The sequence below is a fragment of the Nitrosomonas sp. genome (genome assembly GCF_020852615.1).
GTDB lineage: Bacteria > Pseudomonadota > Gammaproteobacteria > Burkholderiales > Nitrosomonadaceae > Nitrosomonas.
The window spans coordinates 46,543-59,799 of record NZ_JADZAJ010000031.1 but is presented as its reverse complement, the minus strand read 5'-3'; the positions used below and the strand labels follow the sequence as shown (position 1 = coordinate 59,799).

Sequence of the window (13,257 nt, the reverse complement as noted above, 5' to 3'; positions counted from 1 at the left end):
CGGTTAGCTGCTTGTGGTTTCAGTTTTACGCAGACGGATGTGCAATTCCCGCAACTGTTTTTCCTCAACCATGCCGGGTGCCTGTGTCAGCAGGCATTGGGCACGTTGTGTCTTGGGGAAAGCGATGACATCACGAATGGAATCCGTTCCGGTCATCATGGCAACAATACGGTCAAGGCCAAAAGCAATACCGCCGTGCGGAGGGGCGCCATATTGCAGGGCATCCAGCAGGAAACCAAATTTCAGTCTGGCTTCGTCATCTGAAATATTCAATGCCTGAAACACCTTGCTCTGCACATCCTGTCGATGAATACGGATGGAGCCTCCGCCAATTTCCATCCCGTTCAGCACCATGTCATACGCTCTGGAAAGTGCCTTGCCCGGATCGTTCGACAGAAAATCTTCATGCCCCTGGCTGGGCGAAGTGAAGGGGTGATGCAGGGCTTGCCAGCGCTTTTCTTCCTCATCCCATTCGAACATCGGGAAATCAACAACCCATAACGGTTTCCAGGATTTTTCAGCCAGACCGCGTTCGTGTCCGACTTTGACACGTAATGCACCCAGCGCATCATTAACAACTTTGGCTTTGTCGGCACCAAAGAATACCAGATCACCATTCTGTACCCGGGTACGTTCGAGGACTGATTGTATGACCTGTTCCGGCAGGAATTTCAGGATGGGGGATTGCAGACCTTCCAGCCCTTTGGCCAGATCATTGATTTTGATATAGGCCAGGCCTTTTGCTCCGTAAATCCCGACAAACCGGGTGTATTCGTCGATCTCCTTGCGGGACAGTTCTCCGCCGCCAGGAATACGTAATGCGGCCACGCGACCGCCTGCTTTCTGTGCAGCATCACGGAAAACCTGGAAGGGCACGTCCTGCATCAGATCTGTCAGCTCTGTCAATATCAGCGGTACCCGTAAATCAGGTTTGTCCGATCCGTAATGAAACATCGCTTCGGCGTAACTGAGCCGGGGGAAGGGGTCGGGCAGGCTGACATCAATCACGGCTGCAAACAGACGGCGGATCATGTCCTCCATCATACTCATGATGTCATTTTCTGAGAGGAAAGAGGTTTCAATATCGATCTGGGTGAATTCCGGCTGGCGATCGGCGCGTAAATCCTCATCGCGGAAGCAGCGGGTAATCTGATAGTAACGGTCAAAGCCAGACACCATCAGCAGTTGCTTGAACAGCTGCGGGGATTGTGGCAATGCAAAAAAATGGTTGGCGTTGACGCGTGAAGGTACCAGATAATCGCGTGCGCCTTCCGGAGTGGATTTGGTCAGCATCGGGGTTTCCACGTCAATGAAACCATGCTGATCAAGGAAAGTGCGTGCGGCCATAGTGACCTGGTGCCGCAAGCGGATATTGCGTTGCATTACCGGGCGGCGCAAATCCAGATAGCGGTATTCCAGCCGTATCGCTTCACTCAGGTTGTCGTCATCCATCTGGAAGGGCGGAGTGAGTGAAGGATTCAGGATTTCGATTGTATTGATCAGCACTTCGATTTCGCCGCTGAGAATACCGCGGTTGACGGTTCCCTCCGGGCGATGGCGCACTGTCCCGGTGATTTCGAGCACAAACTCACTGCGGATTTTTTCAGCAACCTGAAAGGCGGCAATATTTTCGGGGTCACAAACGATCTGAACGATTCCTTCGCGATCGCGCAGATCAATGAAAATAACCCCGCCGTGATCGCGCCGGCGATGTACCCAGCCACATAATGTAACGGTTCTACCCAGGTGGCGTGTATTGATGGCGCCGCAATAGTCAGTACGCATAAGTTGATGTTGGTTAAATATAAAAATCGGTTGGCTGTGTTGCCGTATCAAAATCCTGTTCGAGCGTGTTTGTAGCTACTCTGCTGAAGGAGCAGAGGTGGTTGCAGCGGCTGATGTTGTCGTCGATGAGCTGTCAGTTGCCGTACTTGTGGCTGATTTATCTGCCGTACCGGTTTCCTTGCCGGGTTCTTCTTTTGGCTGTGAGCCGGATCGGGTATTTTTATTTCTGAAATCTGTTACATACCAGCCCGTTCCCTTCAACTGGAAGCCGGCAGCAGATACTTTCTTGACATAATCGCTGCTGCCGCAAGCCGGGCAATTTGCAATCGGTGCGTCACTCATTTTCTGCAGGTGTTCCTTTTCCAATCCACACGCATGGCAGGCATATTCATAGATTGGCATCATTCCTCCTTCAAATAAAACCTTGAAAAATGGCATTATACTTGAGGAACCGCTATGCGGATTCTCCATGAGCCGCGCTGCCGGGGTCCATGCAGAGGCCCTTTGACTGACAGTGTAATTTTCCGGCAGGGATACAGGTGGTTTCAGTTTGAAAATAGCCTGGCTAATTTTCTTTTCTGCCGTATTTATCCTCAAACCGGACAATATCGTCTTCCCCCAGATAAGAGCCAGACTGGACTTCAATCATCTCCAGCGGTACACGCCCCGGATTCTCCAGTCGATGTGGTGTTCCCAACGGGATATAGGTAGATTCATTTTCACTGACCAGAAAGGTTTCTTCTGCTTTGGTCACCCGTGCTGTTCCCCGTACTACGATCCAATGTTCCGCGCGGTGATGGTGCATTTGCAGTGAAAGCGCCGCACCGGGGTTGACGACAATACGTTTGACCTGGAAACGTTCACCCGTATCAATTGAATCGTACCAGCCCCACGGGCGGTAAATTTTGCGGTGTGAACTGATCTCCGGACGATTGCGCTGTTTCAGCAGATCGACAATGTGTTTTACTTCCTGTGTTCTGCCCTGATGGGCAACCAGAATGGCATCAGGTGTTTCCACAATCACCATGTTTTCCACACCGATGCAGGCAACCAGCCTGTTCTCTGAAAACACCAGCGTATCGTGGCACGCATGCAGCTGCACATCGCCGCGCGTCACATTGCCGGATTCATCTTTGGGTAATGTGCGCCACAACGCATCCCATGCTCCGATGTCTGACCACCCGGCCGAGAGCGGGATGATGGCGCCCGGCGGCAGCGTATCCGGATGTGCGGAAAGCGGCTCCATGACTGCATAGTCAATCGAATCACTCGGGCACGCGGCAAACGTGTTTTTGTCGATCCGGTAAAAATCACCATCTACTTTATCCGGTTGCCACGCGATACGGCAGGCTTCCAGAATATCCCGCCGGCAGATGTTGATGGCAGCAAGCCAGATCGAAGCGCGCATCATGAACATGCCGCTGTTCCACAGGTAAGAACCTTCCTCCAGATAATTTTGTGCTGTGGCCAGATCCGGTTTTTCGACAAAACGGGAAATCCGGAAAGTACCCGGCTCGTGCAGTACCGTACCGTACTGGATATAGCCATAACCGGTTTCCGGTGAATCGGGTGTAATACCAAAAGTCACCAGCATACCGCTTTCAGCCAGCGATATCCCTTTATGAACGGCTGTCTGAAAAGCTGAAATATCTGTGATGATATGATCGGACGGCATCACCAGCAAAATCGGGTCATCTTCCCCCTGTATCGCTGCCAGGGCAGCTACTGTCAGTGCAGGAGCAGTGTTACGCCCGTAAGGTTCAAGGATAATCTTGCCGGTTTTACCCAAAACCCGTAACTGCTCCGCAATAACAAAGCGGTATTCCTCATTGCTGACGATAATGGGAGGCTGGACGGAAATATCCTCCAGCCCGTCCAGCCGGCGTACAGTTTCCTGCAGCAGGGAATACCGGTTGACCAGTGGCAGCAGCTGCTTGGGATACTGCTGGCGTGAAAGTGGCCACAACCGGGTGCCGGAGCCACCGGAAAGAATGACGGGAATGAGCGTGTGCTTCATATTCAGGAATACAGTTCTCTGGAGAGTATTTCCACAATGCGGCGTGCAGCATTCCCATCCCATAAATTCGGCCGGCGTCCCTGTTTTCCGCGCCCTTGCAGGACGTTGTCAACGGCAGCCAGTATGCGTTCAGGGCTGGTTCCCGCCAGTATATTTGTGCCTTCATCTACGGTAACCGGCCGCTCGGTGTTTTCCCGGATGGTGATGCAGGGCACCCCCAGCGCTGTGGTTTCTTCCTGTAAACCGCCGCTGTCGGTCAGAACAAGCGCGGCATCCTTCCACAGGTGCAGAAACGGCATATAAGCCTGCGGGCCGATCAGTGTGATATTTGGCCCCAGATCGATGCTGAATTTCTTCAGATTATTCTGTGTGCGCGGATGCGCCGGAAAAACAAGTGGTATGTGTTCGGCAATCTGTTTCAGTGTCCGGCTGATACGCTGCAGGGCTTCCGGGTTATCCACATTGCTTGGCCGGTGCAGAGTGACTACGCCATACGGCCGGTTGCTCAGTGAGGCTTTCAGCGGGCTGGTTTCAAAGCCGGAAGTATCTGCCTGCGCAAGCTTCTCCACCTGATAAAGCAGATTATCCACCATAACATGGCCAACATAGTGAACGGCTGATGCCGGTTTGCCTTCCTGCAGCAGATTTTGCTGCCCGCTTGGCTCAGTCACGAAAAACCAGTCGGTAATGCTGTCTGTTACCAGGCGATTGATTTCCTCCGGCATGCACATATCGCCGCTGCGCAACCCTGCTTCAACATGCGCTACCGGAATATGCAGTTTTTTGGCGACAATCGAACAGGCCAGTGTTGAGTTAACATCACCCACCACCAGCACTGCATCCGGTCGTTCTGCCTGACAGTATTCCTCAAAGGCAACCATAATTTTGGCTGTCTGCTGCGAATGGCTGCCTCCCCCGGCCGCCATGAAAATATCCGGCTGCGGGATGCCCAGTTCCTCGAAGAAAACATCATTCATTTCCCGGTCATAATGCTGGCCGGTATGGACAATTTTATAAGCCAGTTTGTCCTGTTGCTGCAATGCGCGGACGATAGGTGCAATTTTCATGAAATTAGGGCGCGCACCGGCGATGAGATAAACCGTTTTCTGCATGATTTTTCCTCGCGAAACAATAGGGAAGATTGTAAACCATCCAGAGCAGGCAGCCGGCAGGAAAACATTGGCTTTTCCCGGCCTGTTTATGCAAAAGAAATTACCCGTCCTATAATGCCGGATTCAACTTTACAATCTGAGCAAAAAAATTATGCCTTCATTTGATATTGTTTCCGAAGTGGATAAGCAGGAAATCCGTAATGCAGTTGATCAGCTGAATAAAGAAGTTTCCACCCGTTTTGATTTCAAAGGCTCGGATACTCGTGCCGAGCAGACAGATTACGAACTGTCTCTCTTTGCTGACGATGAATTCAAACTGGATCAGGTGATGGATATCCTGATGACCCGGCTTACCAAACGGGAGATTGATGTTCGCTGTCTGGACAAAGGACAGATTGAAAAGATCAGTGGTAACAAAGTGAAACAGAAAGTAACGGTTAAAACCGGAGTGGAGAGTGATCTGGCCAAAAAAATCGTCAAACTGATCAAGGACAGCAAACTTAAGGTCCAGGCCAGTATTCAGGGTGAAGTCGTCCGGATTACCGGGGCTAAACGTGATGTTCTGCAGGAAGCGATTCAGCTGGTGAAAAGCAGCATCACTGAACAGCCACTGCAGTTCCGTAACTTCCGGGATTAACGAAAACTTTAATCGGCGTAGTGTGCAAAGCAGTATCTGCGCTGTGCCAGGGTTTGTGATCCACTTCGCCAGGCAGCATATTGTTCGCTGTAATCCGCGTGCAGGGGAATTCTACCTTCTGGATATTCATTTGATGAAATGTATCCTTTGGGATACTGTTGTGTATGAACACAATCCAGACCACCGAAGTTTTTGACACTTGATTCGTCAATCTGAAAGATCGCTCAGCAAAAGCCAGAATCCAGGCACGGATTGACCATGCAGAAGATGGCAATTTTGGTGATTGCGGCCCACTAGGGGAAAGCGTATCGGAAATGCGTATCCACACAGGTTCTGGATACCGGGTCTATTTCAAACAGGCATGGAAATATTTATGCTGCTGGCGGGTGGAAACAAAGCTGCACAACAGCAGGACATCAAGGCAGCACCCGAACCCGCTCGTAAAATTGGGGGATAAACAATGAATAAAGTAAAGCGGCGCCGCTGGGACAGTGCTGAACACCTGAAAACCGAGGAAGACATAACCCTTTACCTTGACGCCTGCCTGGAAGAAGCGGGCGATGATGCCGTCTACATCGCCAAAGCATTGGGCAATATTGCCCGTGCGCGTGGCATGACCCAGCTTGCCCGCGATACCGGTCTTGGCCGGGAAAGCCTTTACAAAGCGCTATCCGGGGAAGGAAATCCCGAGTTTTCCACCATCATGAAAGTTGTCAAGGCACTTGGGCTGAAGCTGCATATCCAGGCTTCCAATCAATAAACCTGAAAATCCCAGTTGATTTACTGTGGTGATGCCCGAGTGATCGGTCGCTTGTTTTCAGGAGTATCAGTAATTCCACTGTAACTGGAATCTCAGGATATCAGCCTTGAACGGGCCATAAGGGGCGTTCATGACATTAGTACGATTCATCATGTGATAAACCGCTGTAAGCTCAATTTCTTTCATAACCTGCCATTCCAGTCCCAGTTCGAGATCTCTGACACGATCTCTGGGAGCGTTACGCTGGGATTTCAGCGCCCCGTTGTAGTATTGCCACCGTACAAACGGGAACAGGGTTCCCCAGCGCAGCCCGTCGATTTTATACATGGCCTGCACATAGCCGCCATTGAGTGAGGCATTGGAAATTGCTGTCTGGGTCTCATTTAACTGAGGTCCGCGTCCCCAGTTCCATTCAGCCTGCAGCCCGAAGGGTTGCGGGTAGAGGACGGCATGCAATCCGACACGCTCATCTCTGAAACCTTTGCCGGGGGCATCCATGACTGGAGTGAATCCGGTTGCAACAGGGCCGTTTGAGGCAACGTAGCGTCCGTGAAAGGCCTGCACACCTGCTTCAAGGATCTGGCCGTTACCGAACTGGTACGGATAAGTAAAGCGGCTGACGAGGTGTACGCCATCATTCAGTTCGAGCCGATTGGCTCCCTGGCCATTGTAAACACCGAAGGCGAACATACCGTAATCACCGGATCCTTTCAGGTTCTTCGCCATGATGTCCTTGAAGCGATCACGCACATGAGCCGGTGTCCAGTAAAAAAAGGCGCCGATGTCGCGCTCATCCCGGCAGCAACTGCTCATTGCATCATTGCGGTCGAGTGTGAGGCGTATCTGGCTGGATTGTATGGTTTCAAAGCCATAAGGAACTTTTGATTGCCCGACTCTGATGCGAAATTCTTTGTTCCTGTCAAAGAAAATATCAGCGTAAGCATCCCGCAACTGGAGAAAATGAGTCGAGCTGGAGCCTGCCGGTGTGCTGACAAAATCCGGTTGCAGGTACAGGTAAAGATGGTCGGTAATATCGCCGGAAAAAGCCAGGCGTACCCGTTTGATCAGGAAGGAGCTGTTCGGGCCTGCTGAACTGTCCTGCCAGTAGGAAACATCGTCCTTGTCTCCCCACAGGCTCTTGCTGTAGCGGAACTGTGCGTAGCCCTTGATGCCGATTCTGTCGTACCACTTCTTCTCTTCTTTGGGTTTTTCTGCTGAAGGTAACTCTGTTTTGGGCTGTTCCATACTGGCTGTGGCAGCGCTGGCTGACACCGGAGCAGATACCGGGGCGGTTTCTGGCCTTGCACTGACCCGGGATGGCTGCTCGGGTGATTTTCGGGGTGGCTCATCCTTTACCTGCTGGAATGTCCCCAGTTTTATCCTGTTTTCACCCGGTTCTGTATAAACCTGCTTGGTGACGGTATCTACATACAAAATCAGTTGCTGGGCGCTGGCGGGTGAAAAACCAAGCATGGTGAACAACATCAGGCCAAGCCGGTACTTTGTTACAGCGAATCTTTCGGTCATTATTGCTTACACTCCGTTGCGGAAACTGGTTAATCAAAATGGAGTGGATTATTGCAATAACGTGTGACGATCCTGTTACAGAGTTGTGACGTTCCTGTTACACCAGCGCCCGGTATCAGACCGTCTTTGTTGTATTTTGGGGCTGTTTATTAACGGGGGAGAGGATTGAATGAGAATCCGGTTCTGAGGAAACAGGCATTTCTGCGTTGTGATCAGCGATTTGTAGAAGTATTTATGCTCTGGTGACCCTGTTTTTCCAGTCCGGTTCGAATATCCTCGGCAATGGTTTGATAGAGCGGCCGGAAAATTGAACGCATGCCACTGATAGTGCTGCTTATTTCCACCATGGATGGGAAACGCAGGCCGCGATATTCAACAGGAGCACCAATAGGTTCCAGTCTGGCGCCCAATCTGCTGAAATGGCCGGCCAGCCGTTCTTCGGTCAGCATAAAAAGTACCCTGATATCGTGCAGACGTGCCAGTTCAATGGTCCCGATATAAAGTCCCAGTGGAATATAAGGAAAGCGCATCATCGGGCCTGTACCGAAATCTTCCTCTGAAATATTGATAGGGTGATTTTTTTCACCTTTTCTCCGGCGAAAGGTGGCGATGACGGCCAGGCGGGAAACTTCACCAATTTTATCTGCCGGCAGTCTGGCGGGGTCGATGATGGAACGGTCCAGTGTCTGATCACAGATTTTCTCAAAAGGCAGACGTCTGTCGCTGTTGCCCGGTGGCGGACGGACAATACGGGTACAGCCAATGAATGCATTGTCGCGGATGCTGCGAATCAGAAGATGTAGTGAATGTGCGTCATATTCATCTGTTTCAAACCTGTCAGACCGTGCAAATTCAAACTGCAAATCCTCGCAATAAACGGAATGGCGGACGCGGTAGGCTTCATGTTTCAACTCATCGGTAAGTGCGGGCACAATTTCAAAATATTGTTTGAAAGATGTGCCAAGATGAGTGGTTTCCTGGGTAAACATGATTGATTGCGCTTGTTTTTGATTATAAAAATTGTCCAAAGAACGAGTCGGTTATTTGCCGGCTGTATTAGCCAGCCAGCCAATTTGCTCAAATCCTTTCTATTCAAGTCTTTTCAGATAATCCTTGGTAAAAAGCTTGTCCGGCAGATCGCGCAGTTTCATGTCCGAGTAGTCGAGTACCGAAACTTCTCCGGATTTGAGCGCATCTTCCATGATGATGCGGGTTGGGCGCATCTCGCCGAGAATAGTGTCAAAATTCTCGTAACGGCTGGTCTTGAGCAGCCGGCCTGAAACCGAGTAAAACTCTGCTTTATACGGCCTGAAACTGGATTGATTGACCCATAACAGTACTTTCTGGTAGGTTACTGAACGATCTATGCCAGTCAATTCAAGGACATAGCAGTTTTCACCATTGATGGATTCAGTGCGCAGCAGTTGCGGATGGTAGTCGCCAGTGAAGTTGGCGCGTGCAATATCCCCGTTGGCAACCTGGCCGGTCAGCCGCTGGGAAAGAGACAGGCGTACCGGTTGCGATACGCTGGGCATGAAAACCCACAGATCACGCCCTTTCATGAGAATAACCTGTCCCCGCTCGGAGGCGGGTTCGGTAATCCTGACGATACTGTTTTCATTTCCCCTGGAAAGTACCTGATATTGGTAATGATCTTCTGAATGGTCAGGTGATGTAGTCCGGATAGCGACATTGACCTGAAAACTGCCCCGGGGGAAGCGAATTTCATCTGCTTTTTCCAGTATACTCTGGGCCGTAATGCCTGTTTGTTCTGCTGGCGGCGGGGATGAAAGTGATATTCCGCCATGTATCAGCAGAGAAAAACCGGTTGCCAGTGAAAACAACAGGGAATGCAAGTTCATATTCCAATCTCCATGAATAATCTGTCCGGGTTAGACTGCCCTGAAGTTATCCGTTCAGGGGCAGGTAAATGAGCATCGTCCGCTTTGAAAATGTATTCAAGGAATATACGCTAGGTTCCAGCCGGGTTCATGCACTCAAAGATATCAACCTGCAGATTGAAGGTGGTGAATTTCTGGCGATTGCCGGCCCTTCAGGCAGTGGAAAATCAACGTTGCTCAATCTGATTGGCTGCATCGATACGCCTTCTTCCGGAAAAATTTATATTGATGGCCGCGATACCGGCGGGCAAACGCCGGACCAGTTATCAGAACTCAGAGCTAGGACTATCGGCTTTATTTTTCAGACATTTAATCTTTTTCCAGTGTTATCGGCCGAAGAAAATGTTGAATATCCCCTGTTGCAGTTCAAAGAACTGAGTGCCGCGGGGCGCCGTGAGCGGACTGTAAAATTTCTCGACATCGTTGGTTTGTCAGGATTTGCGCATCACCGGCCCAATCAGTTAAGTGGCGGTCAGCGTCAGCGTGTTGCCATTGCCCGGGCACTTGCTACACACCCGAAGATCATTCTGGCCGATGAACCGACTGCCAATCTTGATCACAAGACTGGTGAAGGGATCCTCCAGCTGATGAAAGAGATCAACCACAACAGCGGCACCACTTTTATTTTCTCAACACATGATGCCAAAGTAATGGCCATGGCAGAGCGCCTGGTGCGCATAGAAGATGGGCAGCTTGTCGGGGAAAATATTGTCCGTGCCTGATTTTCCGGCGATCTCGGGTAATGTTGCCGCAACCCTGTTATCGCTGTCACTGATACTGTGGGGGGCGCCACTGCAATGCAATGCTGCTGATCTGCTTCCATCTTCTCGAACGACCCGGGCAAATACGACTGCTCAGGTAGCGCAGGCTTCTACGCTGGATGACTTGTTCGGAGAAGGGGATAGTCATGTGGACGCAACACCGCAGCCCTTTCGGCAGACTGCTTCCTGGCGCGGATTTTCGCAACTGGAGTTTGCCGATACCATCGCCAGCCCCCGGCACGCCTCAAAACTGCGTTTACGCTCGGAGTTGTCGAATCTTGGACAGTTAAGCCCGAGTGTCAAATGGAAGCTGAGTGCCCGTCTTGATTACGATGCCATCTACGACATATCTGATTTCTACCCGCGACAGGTGCGCCGGGATCAGCGGTTTGAGCTATTCCTGCGGGAAAATTACCTGGATTTTTCTGTTGCGGATTTCGATATTCGTGCAGGTCGCCAGCATATCGTCTGGGGAGAAATGGTTGGCCTGTTTTTTGCGGATGTTGTTTCCGCCAAGGATATGCGTGAATTTGTACTGCCTGATTTTGATATTCTGCGCATTCCGCAATGGGCTGTCCGTACTGAATATTCCAAAAATGATTTTCATGCTGATTTTGTCTGGATTCCATTTGCCAGCCTGGATGAAATTGGTCGGCCAGGAGCCGATTTTTATCCATTCAAGCTCCCCGTTGCCGCACCAGTCAGCTTTCTGAAAGAAGATCGCTCCGGGCGCAATGTTGCCAGCTCGAATTATGGTGTCCGGTTATCCCAGCTGGTGAATGGCTGGGATGTTTCGGCGTTCTATTATCACAGTCTCGATGCCACTCCCACGTTTTATCGGGTCAGCCAGCCCTGGGAGCCACTGCTGTTTCAGGCACGGCATAATGAAATAGACCAGGCAGGTGGTACTGTGACTAAAGATCTGGGAGTGGCCGTGCTCAAGGGGGAATTGGTCTACACGCATGGGCGCCGCTTTAATGTGATCCGCCCGACTGCGCCGGATGGTCTGGTACGGCAGGATACGATTGATTACGCGCTGGGGCTGGATTTCGGCCTGCCACTGGATGTTCGCCTGAACCTGCAGTTCTTCCAGCGGGTTTACCTGGGCTATGATCACGATATTTTTCAGGATAAGTGGGAAAGTGGCGGCAGTGTTTTTCTGCAGGGAGATTTGTGGCGTGATTTTCAGGGGCAGATACTGCTGATCCACAGCCTGAATCGTGATGAATGGATGTTGCGCCCGCGTCTTACTTGGAATTTAGCCAGAAACTGGAAACTGGCAGTCGGGGCGGATATTTTCAACGGTCCTCCCACCGGGCTGCTTGGCCGGTTTGATCATAGCGATAGAGTCTATACTGAACTGCGTTTTTCTTTTTGACTGGCAATTTACCCTCTGGATTGCTTCACGCCGTTGGCGTTCACAAAGACGGTTTTGTTATCTTTACCGCCATCACGAGGAGCGGCGGCGTGGCAATCCGGTCTTGAAGGTATGTGCGGGAAGTTTTTCGAAGAATTTTACACTCATATATTTTGCCGTAGTGCCTCGACAACAGGGATATGTGAGACGTGCCTGGCTGGGAGTATTGCCGCCAGTATGGTCGCAATAAAACCGGTCCCTAATGCAAGCAACAGGACAGAAGGCACGATCTGGATATGGGCAATGTAGCCAATATCCGCATTGGGGGGAGGGGGCATGGAGATACCTATAGCAGAAATTACCGTGGCCAGCAGCACGCCCGTGATGACACCCAGACTTCCTCCAATCAGCCCCAGCAGCAGATTTTCACTGAGGATCAGCCGCAATACCTGATCACTGCGATTACCCAGCGCCATCATCGTGCCGAATTCACCCGTACGCTCGAAAATACTCATGTTGACGCTGTTGGCAACGCTGAGCAGCACCATGATCAAAATAATGATCTGCAGCACGCCAAACTGTCCTTTATACAGTTCCACGGTTTTTTCGTAGAAATCATTGAGCTCCACCCAGGTTTTGACCTCCAGCCCGGATGGCGTTAATGATTGTTTCAGCCGGGCAGCGATGAGATCGGTTTCCTTCGTATGTTTCAGTGAAACAACAAGTGCATTGACTCCTCCGGTGCCGAGCAGTTCCTGTGCGGCTGCCAATGGAACCCTGACAGCGCGTGCATCAAAATCATTAGAGAAACTCTGAAAAATACCGGCTACCTGGAAATCAAGACTGTTGAGCGCGCCATCGAGAGTATTGACCAGCAGCGTGACCGGATCACCCGGTTTTAACTGCAGTGCCTGTGCGACACCTTTCCCCAGCAGAATGCCGAATGTATCGCTGTCATTCAGTTGCCGCCCTGCCGTGATCCGTACAGAACTGCCCAGACTGGTCTCCAGCTGAGGCTCGACTCCTTCGCCAATAATTGGCAGATCGCTTTTGCCGTTGTTGAGCAGCCCGGAAAAATTAAGTCGTGCCATGACCTGTTCAACCCCTGCTTCGCTGGCAATACGCTGTCTGATTGTATCAGGTGCATTTATCAGGAATTTTTCCGGAGAGCGCGAACCGGCAGCAAAATACCCCTGGCGATAAACCTGCAAATGGCCGCTTTGTGAATGGATAAGCGCCTCGCCCAGTTGCACATAGATGTCCTGCACCCACCCTCCGGCCAGAACAATACCGGCAACCCCGGTGATCACAGCAGCCAGCGTCATAAGCGTATGGATTTTCTGGCGGAGGATGTTGCGTAATGCGAGTTTAAACATAGTTTCCTGAAACCAGATTAAGTA

At 51.0% G+C, this 13,257-nt stretch carries 13 protein-coding genes; 5 read left to right on the top strand and 8 right to left on the bottom strand.

Annotated features, from left to right (window positions below; genetic code table 11):
* Window positions 1-3 precede the first annotated feature (3 nt).
* From aspS to wecB, 4 genes are all read right to left on the bottom strand, one after another.
* Window positions 4-1,785 (bottom strand): aspartate--tRNA ligase, encoded by a 1,782-nt coding sequence (gene aspS, locus IT527_RS07295; RefSeq protein WP_292967869.1) that lies wholly within the window; start codon window positions 1,783-1,785, stop codon window positions 4-6.
* A gap of 75 nt (window positions 1,786-1,860) precedes the next feature.
* Window positions 1,861-2,187, bottom strand: a complete 327-nt coding sequence (locus IT527_RS07290) for a zinc ribbon domain-containing protein (protein ID WP_292967899.1) — start codon at window positions 2,185-2,187, stop codon at window positions 1,861-1,863.
* 163 nt (window positions 2,188-2,350) lie between these two features.
* The gene (locus IT527_RS07285) at window positions 2,351-3,802 is read right to left on the bottom strand and encodes a mannose-1-phosphate guanylyltransferase/mannose-6-phosphate isomerase (RefSeq protein WP_292967868.1); all 1,452 of its coding nucleotides are present in this window, start codon (window positions 3,800-3,802) and stop codon (window positions 2,351-2,353) included.
* 2 nt (window positions 3,803-3,804) lie between these two features.
* Window positions 3,805-4,914: a UDP-N-acetylglucosamine 2-epimerase (non-hydrolyzing) gene (gene wecB, locus IT527_RS07280; protein ID WP_292967867.1), complete on the bottom strand. Its 1,110-nt coding sequence runs from the start codon at window positions 4,912-4,914 to the stop codon at window positions 3,805-3,807.
* A 151-nt stretch (window positions 4,915-5,065) separates the two neighbouring features.
* On the opposite strand from wecB, the gene IT527_RS07275 reads away from it, so the two are divergent.
* The 3 genes from IT527_RS07275 to IT527_RS07265 all read left to right on the top strand — a co-directional run bounded on the left by IT527_RS07275 (window position 5,066) and on the right by IT527_RS07265 (window position 6,311).
* Entirely contained in the window at window positions 5,066-5,551 is a 486-nt protein-coding gene (locus IT527_RS07275; RefSeq protein WP_292967866.1) for a YajQ family cyclic di-GMP-binding protein, read from the top strand.
* A 212-nt stretch (window positions 5,552-5,763) separates the two neighbouring features.
* Window positions 5,764-6,015 (top strand): type II toxin-antitoxin system RelE/ParE family toxin, encoded by a 252-nt coding sequence (locus IT527_RS07270; protein ID WP_363278117.1) that lies wholly within the window; start codon window positions 5,764-5,766, stop codon window positions 6,013-6,015.
* Complete coding sequence (locus IT527_RS07265; RefSeq protein ID WP_292967865.1) at window positions 6,012-6,311, top strand: addiction module antidote protein; 300 nt, start codon at window positions 6,012-6,014, stop codon at window positions 6,309-6,311. Before IT527_RS07270 ends, IT527_RS07265 begins: the two co-directional genes overlap by 4 nt.
* A gap of 66 nt (window positions 6,312-6,377) precedes the next feature.
* Here the strand turns inward: IT527_RS07265 and IT527_RS07260 are convergent, their stop codons facing one another.
* The 3 genes from IT527_RS07260 to IT527_RS07250 form a co-directional block, all read right to left on the bottom strand.
* Window positions 6,378-7,838 carry a porin gene (locus IT527_RS07260; RefSeq protein ID WP_292967864.1) on the bottom strand — a complete coding sequence of 487 codons (1,461 nt, stop codon included), beginning with the start codon at window positions 7,836-7,838 and terminating at the stop codon, window positions 6,378-6,380.
* A gap of 212 nt (window positions 7,839-8,050) precedes the next feature.
* A complete protein-coding gene (locus IT527_RS07255) occupies window positions 8,051-8,827 on the bottom strand; it encodes a PEP-CTERM/exosortase system-associated acyltransferase (protein WP_292967863.1) in 777 nt (258 codons plus the stop codon).
* Between the two features lie 99 nt (window positions 8,828-8,926).
* Complete coding sequence (locus IT527_RS07250; protein WP_292967862.1) at window positions 8,927-9,700, bottom strand: outer membrane lipoprotein-sorting protein; 774 nt, start codon at window positions 9,698-9,700, stop codon at window positions 8,927-8,929.
* Between the two features lie 68 nt (window positions 9,701-9,768).
* Between IT527_RS07250 and IT527_RS07245 the strand changes: the two genes are divergently transcribed.
* Both IT527_RS07245 and IT527_RS07240 read left to right on the top strand, forming a co-directional pair.
* The gene (locus IT527_RS07245; protein WP_292967861.1) at window positions 9,769-10,461 is read left to right on the top strand and encodes an ABC transporter ATP-binding protein; all 693 of its coding nucleotides are present in this window, start codon (window positions 9,769-9,771) and stop codon (window positions 10,459-10,461) included.
* Entirely contained in the window at window positions 10,424-11,878 is a 1,455-nt protein-coding gene (locus IT527_RS07240; RefSeq protein WP_292967860.1) for a DUF1302 family protein, read from the top strand. The genes IT527_RS07245 and IT527_RS07240 overlap by 38 nt, the downstream gene beginning before the upstream one ends.
* 143 nt (window positions 11,879-12,021) lie before the next feature.
* Here the strand turns inward: IT527_RS07240 and IT527_RS07235 are convergent, their stop codons facing one another.
* A complete protein-coding gene (locus IT527_RS07235) occupies window positions 12,022-13,233 on the bottom strand; it encodes an ABC transporter permease (protein WP_292967859.1) in 1,212 nt (403 codons plus the stop codon).
* Between the last annotated feature and the right edge of the window lie 24 nt (window positions 13,234-13,257).

Coding starts and splice junctions, on each gene's coding strand:
- wecB (WP_292967867.1), bottom strand. CDS start 4,914: ATGCAGAAAACGGTTTATCTCATCGCCGGTGCGCGCCCTAATTTCATG.
- IT527_RS07240 (WP_292967860.1), top strand. CDS start 10,424: ATGGGCAGCTTGTCGGGGAAAATATTGTCCGTGCCTGATTTTCCGGCG.
- IT527_RS07235 (WP_292967859.1), bottom strand. CDS start 13,233: ATGTTTAAACTCGCATTACGCAACATCCTCCGCCAGAAAATCCATACG.
- IT527_RS07275 (WP_292967866.1), top strand. CDS start 5,066: ATGCCTTCATTTGATATTGTTTCCGAAGTGGATAAGCAGGAAATCCGT.
- IT527_RS07250 (WP_292967862.1), bottom strand. CDS start 9,700: ATGAACTTGCATTCCCTGTTGTTTTCACTGGCAACCGGTTTTTCTCTG.
- IT527_RS07255 (WP_292967863.1), bottom strand. CDS start 8,827: ATGTTTACCCAGGAAACCACTCATCTTGGCACATCTTTCAAACAATAT.
- IT527_RS07245 (WP_292967861.1), top strand. CDS start 9,769: ATGAGCATCGTCCGCTTTGAAAATGTATTCAAGGAATATACGCTAGGT.
- IT527_RS07260 (WP_292967864.1), bottom strand. CDS start 7,838: ATGACCGAAAGATTCGCTGTAACAAAGTACCGGCTTGGCCTGATGTTG.
- IT527_RS07285 (WP_292967868.1), bottom strand. CDS start 3,802: ATGAAGCACACGCTCATTCCCGTCATTCTTTCCGGTGGCTCCGGCACC.
- IT527_RS07265 (WP_292967865.1), top strand. CDS start 6,012: ATGAATAAAGTAAAGCGGCGCCGCTGGGACAGTGCTGAACACCTGAAA.
- IT527_RS07290 (WP_292967899.1), bottom strand. CDS start 2,187: ATGCCAATCTATGAATATGCCTGCCATGCGTGTGGATTGGAAAAGGAA.
- aspS (WP_292967869.1), bottom strand. CDS start 1,785: ATGCGTACTGACTATTGCGGCGCCATCAATACACGCCACCTGGGTAGA.